23 protein-coding genes are annotated in these 23,836 nt (G+C 70.7%); 3 read left to right on the top strand and 20 right to left on the bottom strand.

Annotated features, from left to right (window positions below; genetic code table 11):
• Positions 1 to 26: 26 nt before the first annotated feature.
• The 8 genes from CRM89_RS14240 to CRM89_RS14275 all read right to left on the bottom strand — a co-directional run bounded on the left by CRM89_RS14240 (position 27) and on the right by CRM89_RS14275 (position 9,379).
• Positions 27 to 332: a DUF2469 domain-containing protein gene (locus CRM89_RS14240; protein ID WP_011210678.1), complete on the bottom strand. Its 306-nt coding sequence runs from the start codon at positions 330 to 332 to the stop codon at positions 27 to 29.
• A gap of 46 nt (positions 333 to 378) precedes the next feature.
• Complete coding sequence (locus tag CRM89_RS14245) at positions 379 to 1,134, bottom strand: ribonuclease HII (protein WP_011210679.1); 756 nt, start codon at positions 1,132 to 1,134, stop codon at positions 379 to 381.
• 67 nt (positions 1,135 to 1,201) lie between these two features.
• Positions 1,202 to 1,978 carry a signal peptidase I gene (lepB, locus tag CRM89_RS14250; RefSeq protein WP_011210680.1) on the bottom strand — a complete coding sequence of 259 codons (777 nt, stop codon included), beginning with the start codon at positions 1,976 to 1,978 and terminating at the stop codon, positions 1,202 to 1,204.
• Positions 1,979 to 2,060: 82 nt separating this feature from the next.
• The gene (gene rplS, locus CRM89_RS14255) at positions 2,061 to 2,402 is read right to left on the bottom strand and encodes a 50S ribosomal protein L19 (RefSeq protein ID WP_011210681.1); all 342 of its coding nucleotides are present in this window, start codon (positions 2,400 to 2,402) and stop codon (positions 2,061 to 2,063) included.
• Positions 2,403 to 2,564: 162 nt separating this feature from the next.
• Positions 2,565 to 3,446 (bottom strand): hypothetical protein, encoded by an 882-nt coding sequence (locus CRM89_RS14260; RefSeq protein ID WP_011210682.1) that lies wholly within the window; start codon positions 3,444 to 3,446, stop codon positions 2,565 to 2,567.
• A gap of 47 nt (positions 3,447 to 3,493) precedes the next feature.
• Complete coding sequence (locus tag CRM89_RS14265; RefSeq protein ID WP_098084364.1) at positions 3,494 to 5,845, bottom strand: Tex family protein; 2,352 nt, start codon at positions 5,843 to 5,845, stop codon at positions 3,494 to 3,496.
• A gap of 220 nt (positions 5,846 to 6,065) precedes the next feature.
• Positions 6,066 to 7,733, bottom strand: a complete 1,668-nt coding sequence (locus tag CRM89_RS14270) for an AMP-binding protein (protein WP_098084367.1) — start codon at positions 7,731 to 7,733, stop codon at positions 6,066 to 6,068.
• Positions 7,730 to 9,379: an AMP-binding protein gene (locus tag CRM89_RS14275; protein WP_060594839.1), complete on the bottom strand. Its 1,650-nt coding sequence runs from the start codon at positions 9,377 to 9,379 to the stop codon at positions 7,730 to 7,732. Before CRM89_RS14275 ends, CRM89_RS14270 begins: the two co-directional genes overlap by 4 nt.
• A 95-nt stretch (positions 9,380 to 9,474) precedes the next feature.
• On the opposite strand from CRM89_RS14275, the gene CRM89_RS14280 reads away from it, so the two are divergent.
• Positions 9,475 to 10,323 carry a LuxR C-terminal-related transcriptional regulator gene (locus CRM89_RS14280; RefSeq protein WP_050768311.1) on the top strand — a complete coding sequence of 283 codons (849 nt, stop codon included), beginning with the start codon at positions 9,475 to 9,477 and terminating at the stop codon, positions 10,321 to 10,323.
• Positions 10,324 to 10,427: 104 nt separating this feature from the next.
• Positions 10,428 to 11,618, top strand: coding sequence for a PQQ-binding-like beta-propeller repeat protein (locus CRM89_RS14285; RefSeq protein ID WP_098084370.1), 1,191 nt, complete (start codon positions 10,428 to 10,430; stop codon positions 11,616 to 11,618).
• A 6-nt stretch (positions 11,619 to 11,624) separates the two neighbouring features.
• On the opposite strand, the gene trmD is transcribed toward CRM89_RS14285, so the two are convergent.
• The 12 genes from trmD to ftsY form a co-directional block, all read right to left on the bottom strand.
• On the bottom strand, positions 11,625 to 12,320 hold the full coding sequence (gene trmD / locus CRM89_RS14290; protein WP_060594837.1) for a tRNA (guanosine(37)-N1)-methyltransferase TrmD: 696 nt from the start codon (positions 12,318 to 12,320) through the stop codon (positions 11,625 to 11,627).
• Positions 12,321 to 12,330: 10 nt separating this feature from the next.
• On the bottom strand, positions 12,331 to 12,855 hold the full coding sequence (gene rimM / locus CRM89_RS14295) for a ribosome maturation factor RimM (RefSeq protein ID WP_098084372.1): 525 nt from the start codon (positions 12,853 to 12,855) through the stop codon (positions 12,331 to 12,333).
• 15 nt (positions 12,856 to 12,870) lie between these two features.
• Positions 12,871 to 13,113, bottom strand: coding sequence for an RNA-binding protein (locus CRM89_RS14300; RefSeq protein WP_011210690.1), 243 nt, complete (start codon positions 13,111 to 13,113; stop codon positions 12,871 to 12,873).
• The gene (gene rpsP, locus CRM89_RS14305; RefSeq protein WP_011210691.1) at positions 13,113 to 13,547 is read right to left on the bottom strand and encodes a 30S ribosomal protein S16; all 435 of its coding nucleotides are present in this window, start codon (positions 13,545 to 13,547) and stop codon (positions 13,113 to 13,115) included. The genes CRM89_RS14300 and rpsP overlap by 1 nt, the downstream gene beginning before the upstream one ends.
• Positions 13,548 to 13,767: 220 nt before the next feature.
• Complete coding sequence (locus CRM89_RS32015) at positions 13,768 to 13,899, bottom strand: hypothetical protein (RefSeq protein ID WP_256385936.1); 132 nt, start codon at positions 13,897 to 13,899, stop codon at positions 13,768 to 13,770.
• Positions 13,900 to 13,988: 89 nt separating this feature from the next.
• Positions 13,989 to 15,083 (bottom strand): amidohydrolase family protein, encoded by a 1,095-nt coding sequence (locus tag CRM89_RS14315; protein ID WP_086844048.1) that lies wholly within the window; start codon positions 15,081 to 15,083, stop codon positions 13,989 to 13,991.
• 120 nt (positions 15,084 to 15,203) lie between these two features.
• On the bottom strand, positions 15,204 to 16,766 hold the full coding sequence (gene ffh, locus CRM89_RS14320) for a signal recognition particle protein (RefSeq protein ID WP_011210694.1): 1,563 nt from the start codon (positions 16,764 to 16,766) through the stop codon (positions 15,204 to 15,206).
• 91 nt (positions 16,767 to 16,857) lie between these two features.
• Positions 16,858 to 17,172, bottom strand: a complete 315-nt coding sequence (locus tag CRM89_RS14325) for a hypothetical protein (RefSeq protein ID WP_060594834.1) — start codon at positions 17,170 to 17,172, stop codon at positions 16,858 to 16,860.
• A gap of 122 nt (positions 17,173 to 17,294) precedes the next feature.
• Positions 17,295 to 19,748 carry a [protein-PII] uridylyltransferase gene (locus CRM89_RS14330; protein WP_098084375.1) on the bottom strand — a complete coding sequence of 818 codons (2,454 nt, stop codon included), beginning with the start codon at positions 19,746 to 19,748 and terminating at the stop codon, positions 17,295 to 17,297.
• Between the two features lie 66 nt (positions 19,749 to 19,814).
• Entirely contained in the window at positions 19,815 to 20,153 is a 339-nt protein-coding gene (locus CRM89_RS14335; RefSeq protein ID WP_011210697.1) for a P-II family nitrogen regulator, read from the bottom strand.
• Between the two features lie 4 nt (positions 20,154 to 20,157).
• Positions 20,158 to 21,504, bottom strand: a complete 1,347-nt coding sequence (locus CRM89_RS14340; protein WP_011210698.1) for an ammonium transporter — start codon at positions 21,502 to 21,504, stop codon at positions 20,158 to 20,160.
• A 253-nt stretch (positions 21,505 to 21,757) separates the two neighbouring features.
• On the bottom strand, positions 21,758 to 23,278 hold the full coding sequence (ftsY, locus tag CRM89_RS14345) for a signal recognition particle-docking protein FtsY (RefSeq protein ID WP_098086993.1): 1,521 nt from the start codon (positions 23,276 to 23,278) through the stop codon (positions 21,758 to 21,760).
• 121 nt (positions 23,279 to 23,399) lie between these two features.
• On the opposite strand from ftsY, the gene CRM89_RS14350 reads away from it, so the two are divergent.
• Positions 23,400 to 23,789 (top strand): DUF2237 family protein, encoded by a 390-nt coding sequence (locus tag CRM89_RS14350; protein ID WP_011210700.1) that lies wholly within the window; start codon positions 23,400 to 23,402, stop codon positions 23,787 to 23,789.
• Positions 23,790 to 23,836: the final 47 nt, after the last annotated feature.

Below are 23,836 nucleotides of genomic sequence, written 5' to 3' on the forward strand. Positions count from 1 at the left end.
GGACGGCTGAGGACAACGCGGCCGCGTCACTCGGGCAGGCGCAGGTCCGGCTTCTCCAGCTCCTCGATGTTGACGTCCTTGAAGGTGATGACCCGCACGTGCTTGACGAAGCGCGCGGGCCGGTACATGTCCCAGACCCAGGCGTCGCTCATGCGCACCTCGAAGTACACCTCGCCGTCGGCGTTCTGCGGGCGCAGCTCGACGGAATTGGCCAGGTAGAAGCGACGCTCGGTCTCCACCACGTACGAGAACTGACCGACGATGTCCTTGTACTCGCGATACAGCGAGAGCTCCATCTCGGTTTCGTACTTCTCGAGGTCCTCGGCACTCATCGGGTGGGACGTCCTCCTTCTCGGCGCAGTGCGTCGTATTCCGACATCATCCCGCATGCGCCGCGTCGGCAGCCACCCGGCTGTCCGCCACGCCGTCGGCGAGCACCGTCTCGGCGTATTCGACGGTGGGATCGAGCGGGCGCAGCCCCAGCCGCTCGCGCACATTCCGCCAGGACCGGCGGTGTTCGCTGCACGGGCCGAGCCGCTGCAACGCCGCGGTGTGTTCGGGGGTGTTGTAGCCCTTGTGGGCGGCGAAACCGTAGCCCGGGTGGCGGCTGTCCAGCTCGACCATGATCCGGTCCCTGGTGACCTTCGCGAGGATGCTCGCGGCGGCGATGCAGGCCGCCGCGGCGTCCCCGCCGATGACCGGCAGGGAGGGCGCCGCGAGGCCGGGCACCCGGAACCCGTCGGTGAGGACGTAGCCCGGCCGCTGTCGCAGGCCCGCGACCGCACGGCGCATGCCCTCGATATTGGCGACGTGGATGCCGATGGCGTCGATCTCCCAGGCCGGGATGACCACCACCTCCCAGGCCAGCGCGAGCCGCGTGATCACCGGGTACAGCTCCTCACGGGCGGCCTCGGTGAGTTTCTTGGAGTCGTCGAGCCCGGCGAGCCGGTCGTAGGCCTTGGGCGCCAGCAGGCAGGCCGCCACCACCAGCGGGCCCGCACAGGGACCGCGGCCCGCCTCGTCCACGCCCGCGACGGGTCCGAGCCCGCCGCGGATCAGCGCCGCCTCCAGCGTGCGCAACCCACCCGCCTTGCGCATCACCATGCGCGGCGGCCACCCCGTGCGTGCCGTCATCGCTCCACTCCGGCTTGCCTGCCCCACTGCGTGCATCCCTACCGTGCGAATTATCCGCCCGTGCCCCTCAGTTGCCCTGCGGGTCCTCGGCGCGGATGGGGCCGAGCCGGGTCGGCGGCCAGATCTTGAACACGGCCTTGCCGCGCACGTTCTCGATCGGCACGGTGCCCTGGAGCTCGTCACCGACGTGCGCGCGGGAATCCGCGGACTGGTTGCGGTTGTCCCCCATCACCCACAGATGGCCCTCGGGCACCTTGATCGGCCCGAACACCCGCCCGGCCGGGTAGCTCGCGTTCTGCTGGCCGGTCAGCCAGCGGTAGTCGTTCTGGACATACGGTTCGTCGAGGGCCTTGCCGTCGACCATCACCCGGCCCTGGGCGTCGCAGCACTGCACGGTCTGCCCGCCGACCGCGATGACGCGCTTGACCAGGTCGTTCTCGTCGGGCGGGACGAGCCCGAAGAAGGAGAGGAAGTTCTGGACGCCGCGCACCACCGGGTTGTCCGAGCGGATCGACTGGTAGCGGGTGTTCCAGGAGGGCGGACCGACGAAGACGACGACGTCACCGGGCTGCGGGTCCCCGGCGTAGTAGCTGATCTTCTGGACGTAGATGCGGTCGCCGATCTGCAGCGTCTCCTCCATCGACTGGGAGGGGATCACATACGGCCTACCGATGAAGGTGACCACGAGCGCGGCGATGATGGCGGCGATGCCGATCAGGATCGGCAGTTCCTGCCAGAACGGCCGCTGCTGTTTGGTCTTCCGATTACCCCTGCGCCGCCCGCGGCGGCCCGCCCCCTCGTCGTCCGATTCGGACACCCGCACCGACCCACTTTCGTCTGCCACGCCGAACAGACTAGCCCGGCACCATGACTCACGTCCGGTGCCGGGCCAGTCGACGATCAGTTGTCCCGGTCAAGGGCAGCGCTCAGCGCTTCTCCTTGATCTTGGCCGCCTTACCGCGCAGGTCGCGCAGGTAGTACAGCTTCGCCCGGCGGACGTCACCGCGGGTCACGACGTCGATGTGATCGATGTTGGGGCTGTGCACCGGGAAGGTGCGCTCCACGCCGACACCGAACGACACCTTGCGCACGGTGAAGGTCTCGCGGATGCCACCGCCCTGGCGACGGATCACGACGCCCTTGAAGACCTGGATGCGCTCCTTCGAGCCTTCGATGACCTTCACGTGCACATTCAGGGTGTCGCCGGGCCGGAAGTCCGGGACATCGCTGCGCAGCGACTTTTCGTCGACGAAGTCAAGGGTGTTCATTTCCATCCTTCTGGAGTTCGCGCGAACAGAGGACCCTGGCGGCACGGGTGTGCTCGACCGGTTCATGCTCCGAATTAAGGGATGCTCCCGGGGTCGAGAAAGCACCCAGGGCAACCTGAGCATTGTGCCAGACGGGCCGGGCCGCGACGAAATCGGCCGGGGTCAGCGGGGCGCCTCCGCCGGTTCGGGCCGGTCCGGTGCGGGCGCGCCGTGGTGCCGGTGCGGCGCGGGTGGCGCGGGCACCACGGTGCGGCTGAGCTCGGCCTCGGCGGCGGTGCGGGCGTGCTCGACGTCGGGTTTGCCCGCCACCAGATCCTGCACGAAGATCTTCGCCCGGATCACCGGCCTGCGGTAGCGGCGCTCGCGCACGATGGCGCGCGCCATCAATCGGCGGCGGTTGGCGTAACGCCAGCGTGCCCAGGGCGCGCCCGGCCTGCTCAGCCGCAGCGCGCCGACGAACAGCAGCGGCGGGAAGAACATGCCGAACAGGCCGGTCCAGATCTTGCCCTTGGCGATCACGACGGCGGCCATGGCCAGATTCGCCAGCGCGAAACCCGCCGCCACCAGGTGCCCGACAGTGCCGAGCGAGGTGCGGAAGTCGTTGATCTCCAGCAGCGACAGCGGATGGAAGCCGAGCAGCAACAGACCGGTCACGGCCAGCGCGACGAAGACCGCGTCGACCGAGGTGCGGCCCTGCTCCTCCCAATAGACGTCGCGCAGGTAGTAGATCAGCGCGAACTCGTCGAGCACCAGGGCGCTGCCGACGCCGAACGCCGCGGCCAGCGCCGCGGCGACCGGGGTGTCGGCGTCCTCGATCACCGCGACCATGCCCAGCCCGGACCCGAGGACGAGCACCACCCCGAACACCATGTGGTGGATGTGCACGTCACCGGCGCGCAGGTTGCCCGGCCACCACCGCACATCGGCCCGGATCATCCGGACGCTGAGCCGGATGAACAGGAAGCCGAGGATGAAGCCGAAGAGGAAGCAGAGCAGCGGCAGGCGGCCGTGCGCGATCACGTCCTGTTCGAGCCACCGTCGCATGACCGCCGGTACCTCCCCGCTTCTCCGGTGCGCCGCCGGGCCGGCTGCTACTTGCCGAATCCGGCGCGGCGCAGGGCGTCGGCCATCGACCCGCTGGGTGCGGGGGCATTGCGCCTGCCCTGGTTGCGACTCTGCTGCCGCCCCTGTCCATTCTGCCGTTGTCCGCCGCCGGCACCACCGGAACCGCCGCGGCGCCCGCCCTCGCGCTGGCCGCCGCGCTCGCCCTTGGCGGCGCCCGGCTCGTCGTCCAGCCGCAGCGACAGGCCGATGCGCTGACGGGCGACGTCGACCTCGAGCACCTTCACCTTCACCACGTCACCGGACTTGACGACCTCGCGCGGGTCCTTGACGAAGGAGTGCGACATGGCCGAGACGTGCACCAGCCCGTCCTGGTGGACGCCGACGTCGACGAACGCGCCGAACGCCGCGACGTTGGTCACCACGCCCTCGAGCACCATGCCCGGCTTCAGGTCGGCGACCTTCTCCACCCCGGCGGCGAATTCCGCGGTCTTGAACTCCGGGCGCGGGTCGCGGCCGGGTTTCTCCAGTTCGCCGATGATGTCGGTGACGGTGGGCACGCCGAACTTCTCGTCGGTGAACTCGGCGGGCCGCAACGACCGGAGCACGCCGGTGTTGCCGATCAGCTCGTCGACGCGGCGGCCGGTGGCCTCGAGAATGCGCCGCACCACCGGGTAGGCCTCCGGGTGCACCGCCGAGGTGTCCAGCGGATCGTCGCCGCCGCGGATGCGCAGGAAGCCCGCGCACTGTTCGAATGCCTTCGGCCCGAGCCGGGGCACGTCGAGCAGGGCGGTACGGGAACGGAACGGCCCGTTCTGGTCCCGATGGGCGACGATGCTCTCCGCGACGGCCGAGCCTATGCCCGACACCCGCGACAGCAGCGGCACCGACGCGGTGTTGACGTCGACGCCGACCGCGTTCACCGCGTCCTCGACCACCGCGCCCAACGAGCGGGCCAGCAGCGTCTCGGAGACATCGTGCTGATACTGGCCGACGCCGATCGACTTGGGGTCGATCTTCACCAGCTCGGCCAGCGGGTCCTGCAACCGACGTGCGATCGAGACCGCGCCGCGCAGCGAGACGTCCAGTTCCGGCAGTTCCTGGGAGGCGTAGGCGGAGGCGGAGTACACCGAGGCGCCGGCCTCGGAGACGACCACCTTGGTCGGCTTCTTGTCCGATGTGGGACCGATGCGGGAGATCAGCTCGGCCACCAGCGCGTCGGTCTCGCGCGAAGCCGTCCCGTTGCCGATCGCGATCAGTTCGACACCGAAGCGGGCCACCAGCGCGCCGAGCACGGCCAGCGACTTCTCGGTCTGGCCCTGCGGCTTGTGCGGGTAGATCACCTCGGTCGCGACCACCTTGCCGGTCGCGTCGACGACGGCCACCTTGACACCGGTGCGGTAGCCGGGGTCAAGGCCCATCGTGGTGCGGGTGCCCGCGGGGGCGGCCAGCAGCAGATCGCGCAGGTTCGCCGCGAAGACGTCGACGGCGTCCTTCTCCGCCGCCTGCCGCAGCCGCATCCTGGTGTCGATGCCCAGGCTCACCTGCAACTTGGTCCGCCACGCCCACCGCACGGTGTCGAGCAGCCAGCTGTCGGCGGGGCGTCCGCGATCGGCGATGCCGAACTTCGCGGCGATGCGGCCCTCGTAGACGCTGCGTTCCCCCGGCGCGAGTTCCTCGGTGTCGGGCTCGAGCTGGAGGCTGAGCACCTCCTCCTTCTCCCCGCGGAACAGCGCGAGCACCCGGTGTGAGGGCAGCGAGCTGAACGCCTCGCTGAACTCGAAGTAGTCGGCGAACTTCGCCCCCGCCTCCTCCTTGCCGGGCCGCACGGTGGAGGTGAGCTGCCCGCGATTCCACATCATCTCGCGCAACTCACCGACCAGGTCGGCGTCTTCGGCGAACCGCTCGACCAGGATCGCGCGGGCGCCGTCGAGCTGCTCGGCGGTGTACTGCGCGGGATCGGTGGTGGGGTCGGCCAGCAGGGCGTCGGCCACCGGCTCGTGCCCGGCCTCGCGCGCGATCTGGGCCTTGGTGCGCCGCTTGGGCTTGTAGGGCAGGTAGATGTCCTCGAGGCGGGCCTTGGTCTCGGCCAGCAGCAGGCTGCGGTGCAGCTCGTCGTCGAGTTTGCCCTGGGCGCGGATGGATTCGATGATGGCGGCGCGGCGCTCGTCCAGCTCGCGCAGGTAGTGCAGGCGTTCCTCCAGCGTGCGCAGCTGCGCGTCGTCGAGGCCGCCGGTCACCTCCTTGCGGTACCGGGCGATGAAGGGCACGGTCGAGCCCGCGTCGAGCAGTTCGACCGCGGCGCGGACCTGGCTCTCCCGCACCCCGAGTTCCTCGGCGATGCGGCTGCCGACGCCCGCCGGACCCGCGAGCGTGCCCACCGGTGCGGCGGTCGTATCGGTGCTGTTCGTCTCTGAACTGGCGATCTCGGGCGCTGTCGTCACGAGCGGCAACACTAGCGGCTCCCACCGACGGCGGCTGCTCCGCCTCTCCGCGGCGTTTCCCGGTGCGTGCGCCGGATACGGCGACGCGCCGGGGCGCCGGAACGAATCCCGTGGGATCCGCCGACGCACCCGGCGCGCCCGGCTGTGTGCGTGCCGATCACGTGCCGGACTGCAGCATTTCGCGGGCCAGCTCGCGCATCTCGGCCTTGCGCACCTTGCCGGTGACCGTCATCGGGAACTCCTCGACGACGTGCACGTACCGCGGGATCTTGAAGTGCGCGAGTTTGCCGGTGCAGAACTGCCGCACGGCCGCCGCGTCCAACGGTTCGGCGCCCGCGCGCATCCGGATCCAGGCCATCAGCTCCTCGCCGTAGCGTTCGTCGGGCACGCCGATGACCTGGGCGTCGAGGATGTCGGGATGGGTGTAGAGGAATTCCTCGATCTCGCGCGGGTAGATGTTCTCCCCGCCGCGGATCACCATGTCCTTGATGCGGCCGGTCACCGCGACATAGCCGTCCTCGTCCATCACGCCGATGTCGCCGGTGTGCATCCAGCGGGCGGCATCGATGGCCTCGGCGGTCTTCTCGGGCTCGTCCCAGTAGCCGAGCATCACCGAGTAGCCGCGGGTGCACAGCTCGCCGGGCTCGCCGCGCGGCACGGTGCGGCCGGTCGCCGGGTCGACGATCTTGACCTCGAGGTGCGGGCCGACCCGGCCGACGGTGGCGGTCCTGCGGTCGATGTCGTCGTCGCGGCGGGTCTGGGTGGAGACCGGGCTGGTCTCGGTCATGCCGTAGCAGATGCAGACCTCGCTCATGCCGAGCCGGTCGATGACCCGCTTCATCACCTCCACCGGGCACGGTGAGCCTGCCATGATGCCGGTGCGCAGGGTGCTCAGATCCGGTGCGGCGCCGGACTTCTCCAGCTCGGTGTCGAGTTCGGCGAGCACGGCGATGAACATCGTCGGCACCCCGTAGAGCGAGGTGCACTTCTCGGCGGCGACGGCGGCCAGGGTGGCGGCCGGATCGAACGACGGCGCCGGGATCACGATCGCCGCGCCGTGGCTGGTGGCCGCGAGATTGCCCATGACCATGCCGAAGCAGTGGTAGAAGGGCACCGGCACGCAGATGCGGTCCTGCTCGGTGTAGCCGCACAGCTCGCCGACGAAGAAGCCGTTGTTGAGGATGTTGTGGTGGCTGAGCGTGGCACCCTTGGGGAAACCCGTTGTGCCCGAGGTGTATTGGATGTTGATCGGATCGTCCATGGTGAGCTCGGCGCCGAGCTCGGCCAACCGGACCGGGTCGGGCGTGGTGCTCGTCACCTGCTGCCACTGGTCGTCGCCGAGGATGAGCACCTGCTCGAGCCCCGGACACTCCCCGCGCACCTCGTCGATCATGGCGACGTAGTCGGAGGTCTTGAACTCGCGCGCCGCGATCAGCATGCGCACGCCCGCCTGACGCAGCACATAGGCCAGTTCGCTGGTGCGATAGGCCGGATTGATGTTGACCAGGATCGCGCCGATCTTCGCGGTCGCGTACTGGGTGAGGAACCACTCGGCACAGTTCGGCGCCCAGATGCCGACGCGGTCACCCTTGCGGATACCGCGCGCGTCCAGGCCCGCGGCCAGCGCGTCGACCGCCGCGACGAGTTCGCGGTAGGTCCAGCGGCGGCCCGACGGAATGTCCACCAGCGCTTCCCGATCCGGATGCGCGGCCGCGGTGCGGTCGAGGTTCGCGCCGATCGTGTCGCCGAGCAGCGGGGTGGGAGACGGGCCGGAGTCGTAACTCGGCAGTGCTCTCGTCGCCGTCGTCGTTGTCGCCGTCGTCATCGCTTGGCCTCCTGTTCGCGCAGCACGAAACGCTGCACCTTGCCACTGGGCGTCTTGGGCAGACTGTCCACGAAATGCACGCGGCGCGGGTAGGCGTGCGCCGCGAACTTCTGCTTCACCAACTGCTGCAGCTCCGCGGCGAGCTCCGCGCTGCCGTCGACACCGGAGCGCAGCACCACGAACGCCTCGAGCACCTCGCCGCGCAGTTCGTCGGGCAGGCCGACCACGGCGGCCTCGGCGACGTCGTCGTGCATGACCAGCACGCTCTCGACCTCGAACGGGCCGATGCGGTATCCGGCCATGATGATGACGTCGTCGTCGCGGGCCGAGAAGGTGAAGAAGCCGTCGGCGTCGCGGGAGCCGGCGTCACCGGTCAGGTACCAGCGGCCGTCGGCGGTGAAGCGTTGCGCGGTGCGCTCGGGGGCGTCGAGGTAGCCGAGGAACCACATCAGCGGGCTGCGGGTGGTGTCGATGGCCAGCCTGCCCAGCTCGCCGGGGGCGGCCTCGACGTCGGCGGTGTCGGAGAGCACCGCGCAGGTCCAGCCCGGCAGCTGGCGGCCCATCGAGCCCAGCGGCGCGGCCGCGTTCAGCTGGTCGTGCCAGGCGTTGCAGATGACCATGCCGTGCTCGGTCTGCCCGTAGTGGTCGCGCACCGGCACACCGAGGGTGCGCGCGGACCAGGCCACCACCTCCGGGGTGAGCGGCTCGCCCGCCGAGGACGCCCGGCGCAGCGAGATACCGGCGGGCGCGGGCCCGTCGTCGGAGCGCAGCGCCCGGTACACGGTGGGGGCGGCGGCGAAGTTGGTGACGCCGAACTTCTCCAGCACCTGCCAGGTCAGCGCGGGCGAGAACCCGGCGTGCAGCAGCAGGCTGCGGGTGCCGGCGGCCAGCGGCGCCAGGATCGCGTAGTAGAGGCCGTAGGCCCAGCCCGGGTCGGCGGCGTTCCAGAACACGTCGTCCGGGCGCACGTCGAGGGCGAACTCCTGGTAGGCGTGGAACGAGGCCAGCGCGCGCACCGGAATCGGGACGCCCTTCGGCGTGCCGGTGGTACCACTGGTGAACAGCTGCACCAGCAGCCCGTCACCGCCGACCGCGACGGCCGCGCCACGCGGGTCGTCGGCGTCGTAGGACTCCAGCAGCTCGGCGAAGCGCAGCGGCTCGCGCACGGCCAGCGACTCGGGGACCTGACCGGCGACGATCAGCCGCCACGGGACCTCGGCCGGGATGTCCTCACCCGGCAGCAGCTTGGCGGCCTGATCGGCGTCGGCGATCACCGCCACCGTGCGGCTCGCGTCCAGCCGCAGCGCGATCGCGGGCGGGGCGAAGGCGGTGAACAGCGGCACGTGCACCGCGCCGCGCCGCCAGATGCCCAGCAGCGCGACCACCAGGTCCGCGGACTTGGCCATCAGCGTGGCGACCCGATCACCCGGGCCGACGCCGAGACCGGCGAGCGCCGCGGCGAACCGTGCGGATCGCTCGCGCAGCTCACCGTAGGTGAGGTCGGTCGAGGACAGATCCGACTCGATCACCGTGAAGGCGACCGCGTCCGCGGGGTGCCGGTCGCACAGCAGTTCCGCGGCGCAGGCGTCGGGTCCGTCGTAGGTGTCCAGGAACTCACGCACCCGTGCGTCCACGTCGATCGTCATCGTGCTCTCTCCTCCTCGGTGATCCAGCTCCCCGGTGTCGAATAGAATGTGGGTCGGATCACGTTGACGACTACCCCCGAAAAGGGGTGAAACCCTTGACAGGCACCTCCCTGCTGCGCCCGCGCGACGGTGACGCGCTGCGCGCCGAGATCCGCTGGATCGCCCGAGAGACGGGTGTACCGGTGGTGTTCGGCGGCGAAGTCCACGAGGACACCCTGCTGCTCTCGGAGTTCTTCGGCACCAAGACCAACGGCTTGCGCGGGCTGCCGGTACTGCGCAGTTCGGGACTCGGCGGCCGGGTGATGGACCTGCGCAGGCCCGCCTCGGTCGCGGACTACCGCAACGCCTCCACGATCACCCACCACTACGACGAGCCGGTCTCCGGCGAGGGCATCCGCTCGGTCGCGGCGGTGCCGGTGGTGGTCGGCGACCGGTCGCGGGCGGTGCTCTACGCGGCCACCCGCGGCGGGCCGGTCGGGGACCGCACGGCCGATCTGATCGTGCGGGCGAGCAGGCGCCTGGCCACCGAGATCGCCATCCGCGACGAGGTCGACCGGCGGCTGCGGTTGCTCGAGGTGGCCAGCCCGGCCCGCGAGGCCGGACCGGAGCTGACCGAGGAACTGCGCGAGATCAACGCCGAACTGCGCGGGTTGGCGGGCACGGTGCGCGACGAGCGCACCCGGGAGCGGCTGCACGGCGTGTGCGCCCGGCTGACCAGGATGCTCACCGGCGAGACCTCTCCCACCGCACCCAAGCTCTCCCGGCGGGAGCTCGACGTGCTCTCCGAGGTGGCGCTCGGATGCACGAATCAGGAAGTGGCGCAGCGACTTTCCCTCGGTCCCGAGACGGTGAAGAGTTACCTGCGCAACGCCATGACCAAGCTGGACGCGCATTCGAGGCACGAGGCCGTGGTCACCGCCCGTCGGCTGGGTTTGCTGCCGTAATCCACAGCGCTGCCGTCGTCCACAGCCGTCGGGCCACACATTCCGCGGTGCGGCCGCGCGTGCGATGATCGACCCCGTCCGATTCCAGGAGGGGGAGTTCGATCATGGGTGGGAACATCAGCGTGCGCGTACTGGCGCGGGTCGTCGTCGGTGTCGCACTGGCGCTCACCATGGCCGCGTGCGGTCTCGGCGCGCCGGACGCGCAGGGGCCGGGCGGACCGCCGGACGCGCCGGTCCTGGATCTGGCGGCCATCCGCACCCTCGAGGTCGGCGCCCACCGCGAAATCGGGGTGACCGAGACCGGCCTCTACACCGTGACCGAGGACGCGGTCGTCGGTTTCGCCCCCGACGGCACCCGACAGTGGACCCTGCGCAAGGACGGCGCCCGGCCCGACACCGACCGGGTGCGGCCGGTGTTGTTCCAGCCGGTGCTGCTCGTGGGCTGGGAGGGCACCCCGGGACTGGTCGCGTACTCGACCGAAACCGGCGAGCAACTGTGGAGCACGGCGGCCGAGGAGTGGACCCAGGGCGACACCGCCGACGGAACGGTGACCTTCGCCGACGCCCGCACCGGCACCCAGGCCTGGTCGGTGTCCCTCGCCTCCTTCGGTTGCCCGCCCACCGAGGACGCGCTCGTTCCGGTGTGGATCCGCGACGTGGTGCTGATCCGTTGCCACACGGCGACCGGCCCCGACGGCAAGGGTGCCGACCAGTGGGTCGCAGCGCTGGATCCGCGCGACGGGGCGGTGCGCTGGCAGCGGCAGCTCACCGGTGGCGACCACGTCGCCGTCGAGTCGCGCAACACCCTGGCGGTGAAACTGAGCAGCGGGGAGACCGACGTCCTCGACATCACCACCGGCGAATCACTCGCTCGCAGGCCCGCCGCCCCCGGCTCGCGGTACCGGCTCCCCCGTCCGGACGGGGTGTCGCTGGTCATGGACAGCACGACGCTGGCGGAGAACACCGCCATGCGGCTGGAGGAGGCCGACGGCCGGGTGCGGTGGACGGCGCTGCTCGACGAGCGGGAAGAAGTCCTTCCGCTCACCGCCGCGGTGAGCAGTAACGTCCTGCTCGCCACCATGCGGAAACGGCTCGGGGACAACGCGGTCTCGCTGGTCGCCTACGACATGGGCGACGGTACGCGCACGCTGGTCGCCGGTCCGGGGCCCAGTGTGGGCGACGAACAACCGACGCTGACGATGGCACTCGCCCGCCGCGACAACCCCACCATGGCGCCGTGGGGACTCCTGGTGCCGGGTGCGGACGGCACCGTGGCGGTGGTTCCGGCCGAGTGAGGTCGGTCAGCCCGACGACGACTCCGGCGGCAACAGGTCGGGACGGCGTTCCCTGGTGCGGGCCAGCGACTGCTCGCGCCGCCACGCCGCGACCTTGGCGTGGTCACCGGAGAGCAGGATCGGCGGCACCTCGAGGCCGCGCCAGCTCACCGGGCGGGTGTAGCTGGGCCCCTCGAGCAGGCCGTCGGAGAACGAATCCTGTTCGTGGGACTGCTGATTCCCGAGCACCCCGGGCAGCAGCCGGACGACCGCCTCGACCATCACCAGCACCGCCGCCTCGCCGCCGATCAGCACGTAGTCGCCGATGCTGACCTCCTCGACGCGCACCCGCCGGGCGGCGTCGTCGAAGACACGCTGGTCGATGCCCTCGTAGCGACCGCACGCGAACACCAGGTGACGTTCGGCGGCCCAGCGCTGCGCGGTGGCCTGGGTGAAAGGCACGCCGGCCGGGGTGGGGACGACGAGCAGCGCGTCGTCGGGGCACACCGCGTCGAGCGCGTCGCCCCACACGGTCGGCTTCATGACCATGCCGGGTCCGCCGCCGTAGGGGGCGTCGTCGACGGACTTGTGCACGTCGTGCGTCCAGCGGCGCAGGTCGTGCACGTCGACGGAGATCAGTCCCTTGTCGATGGCCTTGCCCAGCAGCGCCGTGCGCAACGGCTCCAGATATTCGGGGAAGATGGTGACGACGTCGAGTTTCATGCGGCCCGTGTCATTCCGGATCGAGCAGGCCCTCGGGCGGATCGATCACGACGTACCCCTCGGCGACCGAGACGGTCGGCACGATGGCGGTGACGAACGGGATCAGGATCTCCCGCCCGTCCTCGGCGGCTCGCACCGAGAGCAGTTCACCGGCGGCCGAATGCAGCACCTCGGTGACGGTACCGAGCACGGCACCGGCCGTGTCGCGCACACTCAGGCCCTCGAGTTCGTGATCGTAGAACTCGTCCGGATCGTCCGAGGGCGGCAGTTCGGCGCTGTCGACGACGAACAACGTGCCGCGCAGCGCGTCGGCGGCGGACCGGTCGTCGACCCCGGCCAGGGACACCAGAAGCCGGCCCGAGTGTTCCCGGGCCGACTCCACGGTGAATTCCCGCACCTCGGTCGAGCGCGGCAGCCGCCCGCGCAGGACGGTGCCCTCGGCGAAGCGCGCGTCGGGGTCGTCGGTGCGGACCTCGACGACGAGTTCTCCGCGCACCCCGTGCGATTTGGCGACCCGTCCCACGACGAGTTCCATCGGCGGCGTCTCCGGCTACTGGTCGGTGTCGACCACGTCGACCCGGATGCCCCGGCCGCCGATGCCCGCGACCAGGGTGCGCAGCGCGGTCGCGGTGCGACCACCGCGACCGATCACCTTGCCCAGGTCGTCGGGGTGCACGTGCACCTCGACGGTGCGTCCGCGACGGCCGGTGATCAGCTCGACGCGGACGTCATCGGGATTGGCGACGATGCCGCGCACGAGGTGCTCGACGGCATCGGCGACGACGGCGCTCATTACTCGGCGGCCTCGGCCTCGGTCGACTCGGCGGCGGCGTCGTCCTTCTTGGCCTTCTTCTTCGGGGTGACGGCCTCGGCGACGGGCTCGTTCTCGGCGGCGGCCAGCGCGGCGTTGAACAGGTCCAGCTTGGACGGCTTGGCGGCCTTCACCTTCAGGGTGCCCTCGGCGCCGGGCAGGCCCTTGAACTTCTGCCAGTCACCGGTGATCTCCAGCAGGCGCTGCACCGGCTCGGTCGGCTGCGCGCCGACGCTCAGCCAGTACTGGACGCGCTCGGAGTCGATCTCGATCAGCGAAGGCTCTTCCTTCGGGTGGTACTTGCCGATGGACTCGATCGCCCGGCCGTCACGGCGGGTGCGGGCGTCGGCGACGACGACGCGGTACTGCGGGTTGCGGATCTTGCCCAGGCGGGTGAGCTTGATGCGAACAGCCATGCTGATCTGCCTCTTTCGGGTAGGCGGCCACCGCCACGAGGGCGACGACCAGGATGGTCACCGCGCAATTCAGCGACCCGCACGGTCTGCGAGCCCGGTTTTGCGCTTGGAGTGCGTGACCGCCGCGCGGTACGTAACCGGAGACGGGCTGACACTGTCCTGTCCAGGACGGTGGTCCATTGTGCCAGACGGGCCAGCCCGGCTCGAAATCGGTCCGTGGTCAGGCGGCCATCAACTCGGCGTTGATGTCGGCCTGCTCCGCGAGGGCGTCGTTGCCGACGATGAACCATCCCTCGGTGGCCTCGATCACCCCGTCGACGGTGATGTTCTCGGTGACGACCAGATCGCGCACAGCGACCTCCTCCTCGGACCGGTGCTACCCCACGCGGGGAAAGGCGGACCGTCGACGCCCGGCCCGCCGGAACCTCGTCGACGCGCCGGTCACCGGTGTCCGGTGACGGGATCGGCGGACTTGACCACCCGCCCGCGCAGCACCACCCAGGCGGGCTCGGTGAGCACATCGGGATGCTCGCGCGGATCGTCGCGGTAGACGACGAAATCGGCGGGCGCCCCGTGCGCGATGCCCGGCCTGCCGAGCCAGTCGCGGGCCGCCCAGGACGCCGCGCCGAGCGCCTCGTGCGCCGACAGCCCGGCCTTGCCGAGCGCGGCGATCTCGTCGGCGATGCGGCCGTGCCGGATCGAGCCGCCCGCGTCGGTGCCCGCGTAGATCGGCACGCCGGCGTCGTGGGCGTTGCCGATGGTGTCGCGCACGCGACGGTGCAGGTCGCGCATGTGTGCGGCGTAGACGGGGAAGCGGCCCGCGCTGTCGGCGATCTCGGGGAAGGTGTCGATGTTGATCAGGGTGGGCACCAGGGCGGTGCCGTGCTCGACCATCATCGCGATGGTGTCGTCGGTGAGGCCGGTGCCGTGCTCGAGACAGTCGATACCGGCGTTGATCAACCCGGGCAGCGCGTCCTCGCCGAAGACGTGCGCGGTCACCCGGGCGCCCTCGGCGTGCGCGGCCTCGATCGCCTCGACCAGGACGGCATCACTCCACAGCGGGCGCAGATCGCCGACGGCGCGGTCGATCCAGTCGCCGACGATCTTGACCCAGCCGTCGCCGCGGCGGGCCTGCTCGGCCACGATCTGCGGCAGGTCCCGTTCGTCGTCGAGCTCGATCCCCAGCTCGCGGATGTAGCGTTTGGGCCGCGCGATGTGCCTGCCCGCGCGGATGATGCGGGGCAGGTCGTCGTGGTCGTCGATGAAGCGCGTATCGATGGGCGAGCCCGCGTCGCGCAGCAGCAGCGCACCGGCGTCGCGTTCGATCTCGGCCTGGGCGATGGCGCCGTCGTGGTCCTCGTCGCCACCGCCGTAGCGAATGCCGACGTGGCAGTGCGCGTCGACCAGGCCCGGCACGATCCAGCCGCTGTCACAGAGGGTTTCGGCATCCCGCATCGGCTCGAACGAGACCAGGCCGTCGTGTACCCACAGGTCACGAACCTCGTCGTCGGGCAGAACGACTCCACGAAGATGCACGGCGGGACCTCCCTCACTCGGTGCGCCGCCGCGGTGCCGCGGCGAGGCTCGCGAGTCCCATTCTGTCCCGTCCGCGCCGCCTGCGGGTGGCGCTCGGGCGCCGCGAGTCGGGCCGGGCGCCTACTTCTTCGGGAACTTCAGCTTCGACAGATCGAAGTTCTCCAGCCCCGGCGGCAGCTCGTTGAGACCCGCGGGCATGTTGGAGATATCGGGCATCCCGGCGGGCATCCCCGGCATTCCGGCGGGCATGCCCGGGAATCCGCCGCGCACCTTCGGCGGGGTGGGACCGCGACCGCCCTTCTTGCCCTTCTTGCCCTTCTTGGCGTTGCGGCGCGAGCCGGGCATGCCCATCTGGCGGCCCATCATCGCCATCATCTTCTTGGCCTCGAAGAACCGATCGACCAGCTGGTTGACCTCCGAGACCGTGACACCGGAGCCGTTGGCGATGCGCAGGCGCCGGGAGGCGTTGATGATCTTGGGGTTGGCCCGCTCGGCGGGGGTCATGCCACGGATGATCGCCTGCACCCGGTCGAGCTGCTTGTCGTCGACCTGGGCGAGCACGTCCTTCATCTGACCCGCGCCCGGCAGCATGCCCAGCAGATTGCCGATCGGGCCCATCTTGCGGATGGCGAGCATCTGCTCGAGGAAGTCCTCCAGCGTGAGTTCGCCGCTGCCGATCTTGCGCGCGGCCTCCTCGGCCTGCTGCGCGTCGTAGACCTGTTCGGCCTGCTCGATGAGGGTGAGCACATCACCCATGCCCAGGATGCGGCTGGCCATCCGGTCCGGGTGGAAGACGTCGAAGTCCTCGAGCTTCTCACCGGTGGAGGCGAACATGATCGGCGCGCCGGTGACGTTGCGCACCGACAGCGCCGCACCGCCGCGGGCGTCGCCGTCGAGCTTGGTGAGCACCACGCCGGTGAAGCCGACGCCGTCGCGGAAGGCTTCGGCGGTGGTCACCGCGTCCTGACCGATCATGGCGTCGAGCACGAACAGCGTCTCGTCCGGCTGGACGGCGTCGCGAATGCTCGCGGCCTGGCGCATCAGCTCCTCGTCGATGCCGAGGCGGCCCGCGGTGTCGACGATGACGATGTCGTACTGCTTGTTGCGGGCCTCGGCGACGCCGCCGCGCGCGACCTCGACCGGATCGGCCGCGGTGATGCCCAGCGGGTTCTCCCCGCCGCCCACCGAGGTGCCCGGGTGCGGGGCGAAGACGGGCACGCCCGCGCGCTCGCCGACCACCTGGAGCTGGGTGACGGCGCCGGGGCGCTGCAGGTCGCAGGCCACCAGCAAGGGCTGATGTCCCTGCCCCTTCAGGTATTTCGCGAGCTTGCCCGCCAGCGTCGTCTTACCGGCGCCCTGCAGACCGGCGAGCATGATCACCGTCGGCGGGGTCTTGGCCAGGTTGAGCCTGCGGGTCTCGCCGCCGAGGATGCCGACGAGTTCCTCGTTGACGATCTTGACGACCTGCTGGGCGGGATTCAGCGCCGCGGAGACCTCCGCGCCCTTGGCGCGCTCCTTGATCCTGGCGATGAAACCGCGCACCACGGGCAGCGCGACGTCGGCCTCGAGCAGGGCCAACCGGATCTCCCGGCACGTGGCGTCGATGTCGGCCGGTGACAGACGCCCCTTACCGCGCAGATCCTTCAGGGCACCGGTAAGCCGGTCGGACAGGGATTCGAACACCGATCGCGCTCCTGATCTCGAGTGACGTCAATTATCTCCCAGCGTAATGGGGTCACCCGGGCCTGCGCGCACGCGGTGCGCCGAGCAGCGGCTATTCGGCCACGATGCGCGCCGGATCACCGGTACCGCGATAGTCGTGATTCTCCAGTCGCACCAGATGGACGGCCTGGCGTCCGGTGAGGCCGAGTTCGAGCGCGAGCTCGTCGAGGCCGGCCCATTCGGTGGGGCCGGTCATGTCCCGGGTGGCGACGGCGGTGGCGATCGTCATCGCGGTGACCGCCTGCCTGCCGGTGAGCGTGCGCCCGGGCAGCCAGGAGACCACCCACAGGTCGCCGCCGACGCACCGCGCCATATGGGACGTCTCGTCGCTGGTCATCATCGATGCCGCAACCACCTGAATCGCCATCGACCTGCTCCCCTCGTGCTCGCGACAGCCGGACCTTGATGATCGTAGGGGCCGCGCGGGAACCGAGGAGGCGTTCCAGCAAATGATCTGCAACATTCCGGTCGCGGCCCGGCGGCGACACGCTAGGCCGGGGTCTCCTCCGGCGGCTTCGGGGCGGGCTGCGGCACCACCCGCAGCACCGCGTCGGTGAGCGCGGCACGCTGGGCCTGCTCGTCCGGACCGCCCAGCTCCAGGCAGAAGGCGTCGACGACGGCCGCGCCCATGGTGACGATCTTGGCCCAGCGGACATTGGCCCCGCAGTCGGCGAACGCGGCGGCGAGCCTGCTCAGCAGACCGATCCGGTCCTCGGCGCGCAGTTCCAGGATCACCTGCCCCGGCGTGCCGGTGGGCGTCCACAACAGCCGCGGCTGCGCCTGGGCATAGGGACCGCGACCGGCACCGACCGCGGCCCGCTCCCGCTCGGCGAGCACCGCGGGCAGATCGAGGTCGCCGGCGATGGCCCGGATCAGTTCCTGGCGCAGCAGGCCCGGGTCGGGCGGATCGCCGAATTTCGGTGTGACGACGAAGGTGTCGACGGCCGAGTCGCCGTGCACGCCCAGCGACGCCGACAGCACCCGCAGCGAGTGCAGGGCGAGCACACCCGCGGCATCGGAGAGCAGACCGGGCGCGTCCGGCGCGATGACGGTGACGACGTGGCTGAACTTGCCCTCCCCCGGCGCCAACTCGACGTGCACACCGCCCGCCGCGGCCTTGGCGAGCAACTCCGGCGCGATCGGGGCGGGCGTCGGCAGCGCGTCACCGGCCATCACCGCCCGGCAGCGGCGGACCAGATCCCCGATCAGCGAAGCCTTCCACTCGCCCCACACCCCCGGTCCGGTGGCCAGCGAATCGGCCTCGGCCAGCGTGTGCAGCAGCTCCAGCAGTTGCGGATCGCCGTCGAGCGCCTCCACGACGTGCCGCACGGTCTGCGGATCGTCCAGATCGCGCCGGGTCGCGGTGTCCGGCAGCAGCAGGTGGTGGCGCACGATCGCACTCAACGTCCGCACGTCGGAGGGCCACAGTCCGAGCCTGCGCCCGATCTGCGTCGCCAGCTCCGCCCCGACCACGCTGTGATCGCCCTGCCTGCCCTTGCCGATGTCGTGCAGCAGCGCGCCCAGTGCGAGCAGATCGGGCCGGGCCACCCGGGTACTCAGCGCGCTCGCGTAGGCGACGGTTTCCATCAGGTGGCGATCGACCGTCCAGGTGTGCAGGACATCGCGGGGCGGCAGATCGCGCACCGCGCCCCACTCCGGCAGCAGTCTGCCCCACAACCCGGTCCGGTCCAGCGCCTCGATCGCCGCGATCACGCCCCGGCCCGCGCCCAGCAGCACCAGCAGGTCGTTGAGCGCGTCCTTGGGCCACGGCTCCCGCAGTTCCGGCGCGTCCTCGGAGAGCCGGTTGAGTGTGGTGGCCGACATCGGCAGCCCGGTCTGCGCCGACGCCGCCGCCACCCGCAGGATCAGCCCGGGATCGCGCTGCGGCCGCGCGTCCCTGGCCAGCACCACCTCGCCCGCGTGCTCGACCACCCCCTCATCGAGTGGTCGACGCACCGGCATGCGGCGCAGCCTGGCCAGCCCGCGCCGCGGCAGCGCGTTGGCGGCCGTGCGCAATCCGACCTCGACGGAGTAGCTCACCGTCCGGGCCGAATCACTCAGTGTGCGAGCCAGATCGAAGCGGTCGCCGATGCGCAGCGCCGCGCCGATCTCGTCGGCGTCCTGCGCCCGCAACTGGTCGCGGCCGCGGCCGGCGACCCGGTGCAGCTCGGTACGGACGTCGAGCAACCGGCGGTGCGCCTGCCGCAGTCCGCCGCCGGGCACCTCCGGACCGAGCCCCGGCATGGCGTCGGTCAGGTGTGCGACGGCGAGTGCGTCGAGCAGCTGGATGTCGCGCAGTCCGCCGCGGCCGTTCTTCAGGTCGGGCTCGGCCCGGTGGGCGATCTCGCCGCAGCGCTGCCAGCGGGCCTCGGCCTGGGCGACCAGGTCGTCGAACCGATGCCGGATCCCGTTGCGCCACTCCCGGCGGACCCCGCCGATCAGCAGATTGCTCAGCTCCACATCGCCGACGATGTGGCGGGCTTCGAGCATGCCGAGCGCGGCGATCAGGTCGTCACCGGCCACCCGCAGCGCCTGCGGCACGGTGCGGACGCTGTGGTCGAGCTTGATGTGGGCGTCCCACAACGGATACCAGAGCTGATCGGCGACCTCGGCGACCCGCGCGGGATCGACCTCGTCGTGCAACAGCACCAGATCCAGGTCGGAGTACGGCAGCATCTCCTTGCGCCCGAGCCCACCGACGGCCACCACGGCCAGGCCGCTGTCGGCGGTGATGCCCAGCTCGGCGCCCTTGCCGGTGAGCCACAGCTCGTACAGGTCCACCAGCGCCTGCCGCAGCGATGCCGCGTCCAGCCGTGGATTGCGCGGCAGCCCACCCTCGAGCAACTGCGTCCGCGCCCGCACCAGATCGGCGGCACCACCGGCCTTGGCCGGTCCGCTGTCGGTCCGCCTGCTACCACTACCCACGACCACCACCCGTTTCATGAGTGCGGCCCCGCCCCGACCGGGCTGTCCGGTGGGAGCGGGGCCGCCGCTCGACTCGAAATCCCGCTACAGCGCGTCGGTGCCGCGCTCGCCGGTGCGCACGCGGATGATCGACTCGACGGGGGTGACCCACACCTTGCCGTCGCCGATCTTGCCGGTGCGCGACGCCTCGACGATCACGTCCACGACCTTGTCGACGGAGGCATCGTCGACGACGACCTCGACCCGGACCTTCGGCACGAAGTCCACCGAGTACTCGGCGCCGCGGTAGACCTCGGTGTGGCCCTTCTGCCTGCCGTAGCCCTGCACCTCGCTGACGGTCATGCCGAACACGCCCGCCTGTTCCAGACCGGTCTTGACGTCCTCGAGCGTGAACGGTTTGACGATTGCGGTGATCAGTTTCATGTCGTCATGCCTCCTTGACGAGCGAGCGTGCCGTGCCACCCACAGCAGCGAAATCGTATGCGGTTTCCGCGTGCTCGGACTCGTCCAGACCCACCGACTCGGCCTCGTCGTCGGCGCGCAGACCGATCGTGAACTTCAGGATCAGAGCAATGACGGCCGTCGCGACCAGCGAGTAGGCAAGCACGGTGAACGCACCGACGGCCTGCAGCTTCAACTGCTCGATCCCACCACCGTAGAACAAGCCCTCGACCGCCGCGGGCGCTTCCGGCGCCGCCACCAGGCCGACCATCAGGGTGCCGACCAGGCCGCCGACCAGGTGCACGCCGACCACGTCGAGCGAGTCGTCGAAGCCGAACCTGAACTTCAGGCCGACCGCCAGCGCACACAGCGCACCGGAGACCACACCGATGGCCAGCGCACCGAGCACGTTCACCGAGGAGCACGCCGGGGTGATGGCGACCAGGCCTGCCACGATGCCCGACGCCGCGCCCAGCGAGGTGGGGTGGCCGTCGCGGATCTTCTCCACCACCAGCCAGGCGAGCATCGCGGCGGCGGTGGCGATGGTGGTGGTGAGGAACGTCGCGCCGGCGATCCCGTTGGAGCCGACGGCCGACCCGGCGTTGAAGCCGTACCAGCCGAACCAGAGCAGACCGGCGCCGAGCATGACGAAGGGCAGGTTGTGCGGGCGGAACGGCGTCTGCGGCCAGCCCTTGCGCTTCCCGAGGATCAGCGCGAGCACCAGACCGGCGGCGCCGGCGTTGATGTGCACCGCGGTGCCGCCCGCGAAGTCGATGGCCTTGAGGTTGTTGGCGATCCAGCCGCCCTCCTCGCCGGTGTACCCGTCGAAGGCGAACACCCAGTGCGCCACCGGGAAGTAGACGATGGTGGCCCACACGCCCGCGAAGACCAGCCACGAGCCGAACTTCAGGCGGTCGGCGACCGCGCCCGAGATGAGTGCGACGGTGATGATCGCGAACATGAGCTGGAACGCGACGAACAGCGACAGCGGGATGGTGCCGTTGAGCGGGATCGCGGCGGGCTCGGCGGGATCGGTGGAGGCCAGGTAGCTGCCGCCGAACACCCCCTTCAGGCCGAAGTACTGGCCGGGGTCGCCGATGAGGTTGGCCTTGTCCTCACCGAAGGCGACGGAGAAGCCGTACAGCACCCAGAGGATGGTGATCAAACCCATCGCGCTGATGCTCATCATGATCATGTTGAGCACGTTCTTGCTGCGGACCATGCCGCCGTAGAAGAACGCGAGTCCTGGCGTCATCAACAGCACGAGTGCGGCACTGGCCAGCATCCATGCGGTGTCACCGGCGTCCGGTGCGCCGATTACGGGAAAAGCCACCTTAATGTCCTCCTCATCTCGGGCCCAGCCGCCTGTGGCAAATGGACCTGCAGAGAAGGGTGTTCGCTCGGTGTTTCATCCGGAGAGCTGTGGTGTTTCACCTGAGTGAACGGATGCCGCGGTTGTGTTTCGGTCACGTTTCGTGACGTTCACCACAGGTATCGCCCCTGGTGTGCGGACATGTCGGGCGAGCCGGGCAGCGCACGCCGCGGCCGGGCGCGCTGCCCGGCCGCGGTGGGTTCGGTGGTGCGGCTCAGCCCAGCAGGGCGTCCACGAAGGCGCCCGCTTCGAAGGGGGCGAGGTCGTCGGCGCCCTCGCCGAGGCCGACCAGCTTGACCGGCACGCCGAGTTCGTGCTGGACCTGGAAGACGATGCCGCCCTTGGCGGTGCCGTCCAGCTTGGTCAGCACCACACCGGTGATGTCGACGACCTCGGCGAAGACCCGCGCCTGCATCAGGCCGTTCTGGCCGACGGTGGCGTCGAGCACCAGCAGCACCTCGTCGACGGCGGCCTTCTTCTCCACCACGCGCTTGACCTTGCCGAGCTCGTCCATCAGGCCGGTCTTGGTGTGCAGGCGGCCCGCGGTGTCGATGAGCACGGCGTCCACGCCGCGCTCGATGCCCGCGGCGACCGCGTCGAAGGCGACGGCGGCCGGATCGGCGCCCTCCTTGCCGCGCACGGTCTCCGCGCCGACCCGCTCACCCCAGGTCTGCAACTGATCGGCGGCGGCGGCGCGGAAGGTGTCGGCAGCGCCGAGCAGCACGCGACGGCCGTCGGCGACCAGCACGCGGGCCAGCTTGCCGGTCGTGGTGGTCTTCCCGGTGCCGTTGACGCCGACGACCAGCAGGATCGCCGGGTGATCCGGATGCGGCAGCGCGCGGATCGAGCGGTCCAGCTCCGGGCGCAGTGCCTCCACGAGTACGTCGCGCAGCACCTGACGCGCCTGTTCCGGGGTGCGCACACTGCGCGCGGCCATCTCCTCGCGCAGCCGCTCGACGACGGCGGTGGTGCTCGCCGTGCCGAGATCGGCCAGCACCAGGGTGTCCTCGATCTCCTCCCAGGAGTCCTCGTCCAGGTCGCCGCCGCCGAGCAGGCCGAGCAGGCTCTTGCCGACGGCGTTCTGGGAGCGCGAGAGCCTGCCACGCAGCTTGGTCAGCCTGCCCGCGGTGGGCTCGATCTCCTCCAGGGCGGGCGCGGTCTCGGCACCGGCGGGGGTGGCGGGCACCTCGGGGACGACCGTGTCCGGCTCGGCGACCGGCGGGGTCGTGGCGGGCGCTGCCGGAGTGGTCTCGGCAGGTGCGGGCGTGTCGGTGGGCGCGGTATGGGTGGGCGCCGTGTCGGTGGGCGCGGTGTCGGTGGCCGGTGCCGTGGTGCCGGGCAGATCGGGTGCGGGGGTGGTCTCGGGTTCCGGTTCGGCGACGGTGGCGCCGCCGCCGCTGGGACCCTCGGTGACATCGCCCTCGGGCAGCGGCACGTTGGTGATGCCGCGCCGGGGCGCGTCGCGCGGCACGGCGGCGTCGTCACCGACGTGCGGTTGCCCCTCGGTGTCGGTGCGTTGCAGCGGCTCCGGGCGGGTGGCCGTCGCCGTCCCGCCCTGGCTGAAGGTGAATCCGCCCGCTGCCGTGTAGCCGCCCGAGCGGTCGGTCAGCTCCTTCTCCGCGGTGGGGGCGGACAGCGAGATCCGGCGGCGTTTGTACAGGACGAATCCGGCGACGAGCGCCACCAGCAGCAGGGCGGCGACGGCGGCTATCACAATCCAGGCTTCGGCACTCACGACGACCATCCTTGCAGAACGCCACATCGGTCCTGTTCGGCGCGGCCGGGAGCGGTGACACAGCCCCTCGAGATTTCTTGTCCTGCGGAACTTCTCGCCCCGGAACAATAGGATCGGCGACGTGACCGATCGAAACGTGCTTGGGGGGCCGCTGGAAGAGTGCGGCACCGATCCTCTCACCGGGTTCTACCGGGACGGCTGCTGTAGTACGGGGCCGGAGGATCTGGGCAGCCATACCGTCTGCACCGTCGTCACGGCGGAATTCCTCGAGCATCAGGCCTCCATCGGCAACGACCTGAGCACCCCGCGCCCGGAGAACAACTTCCCCGGCCTGCAGCCCGGCGACCGCTGGTGCGTGGTGGCGGTGCGCTGGCTGCACGCCCACGAGGACGGGGCGGCCGCGCCGGTGGTGCTGGCCGCCACCCACGAGAACGCCCTCGAGGTGATCTCGATGGACATCCTGCGCAAATACGCCGTCGACGTGCCCGACGACGTCAGCGATCTGCTCTAGGCGGCGCGTCCGCCGCCCCCGCCGGAGCCACACGATCGGTCGGTTCC

This window comes from Nocardia sp. FDAARGOS_372 (assembly GCF_002554515.1).
Classification (GTDB): domain Bacteria; phylum Actinomycetota; class Actinomycetes; order Mycobacteriales; family Mycobacteriaceae; genus Nocardia; species Nocardia farcinica.

Coding starts and splice junctions, on each gene's coding strand:
- CRM89_RS14245 (WP_011210679.1), bottom strand. CDS start 1,134: ATGACGGCACGCACGGGGTGGCCGCCGCGCATGGTGATGCGCAAGGCG.
- trmD (WP_060594837.1), bottom strand. CDS start 12,320: ATGAAACTCGACGTCGTCACCATCTTCCCCGAATATCTGGAGCCGTTG.
- CRM89_RS14270 (WP_098084367.1), bottom strand. CDS start 7,733: ATGACGACGGCGACAACGACGACGGCGACGAGAGCACTGCCGAGTTAC.
- CRM89_RS14325 (WP_060594834.1), bottom strand. CDS start 17,172: ATGGCGATTCAGGTGGTTGCGGCATCGATGATGACCAGCGACGAGACG.
- CRM89_RS14330 (WP_098084375.1), bottom strand. CDS start 19,748: ATGAAACGGGTGGTGGTCGTGGGTAGTGGTAGCAGGCGGACCGACAGC.
- CRM89_RS14240 (WP_011210678.1), bottom strand. CDS start 332: ATGAGTGCCGAGGACCTCGAGAAGTACGAAACCGAGATGGAGCTCTCG.
- rimM (WP_098084372.1), bottom strand. CDS start 12,855: ATGGAACTCGTCGTGGGACGGGTCGCCAAATCGCACGGGGTGCGCGGA.
- rpsP (WP_011210691.1), bottom strand. CDS start 13,547: ATGGCTGTTCGCATCAAGCTCACCCGCCTGGGCAAGATCCGCAACCCG.
- CRM89_RS14335 (WP_011210697.1), bottom strand. CDS start 20,153: ATGAAACTGATCACCGCAATCGTCAAACCGTTCACGCTCGAGGACGTC.
- CRM89_RS14260 (WP_011210682.1), bottom strand. CDS start 3,446: ATGCGACGGTGGCTCGAACAGGACGTGATCGCGCACGGCCGCCTGCCG.
- CRM89_RS14300 (WP_011210690.1), bottom strand. CDS start 13,113: ATGAGCGCCGTCGTCGCCGATGCCGTCGAGCACCTCGTGCGCGGCATC.
- CRM89_RS14285 (WP_098084370.1), top strand. CDS start 10,428: ATGGGTGGGAACATCAGCGTGCGCGTACTGGCGCGGGTCGTCGTCGGT.
- rplS (WP_011210681.1), bottom strand. CDS start 2,402: ATGAACACCCTTGACTTCGTCGACGAAAAGTCGCTGCGCAGCGATGTC.
- CRM89_RS14275 (WP_060594839.1), bottom strand. CDS start 9,379: ATGACGATCGACGTGGACGCACGGGTGCGTGAGTTCCTGGACACCTAC.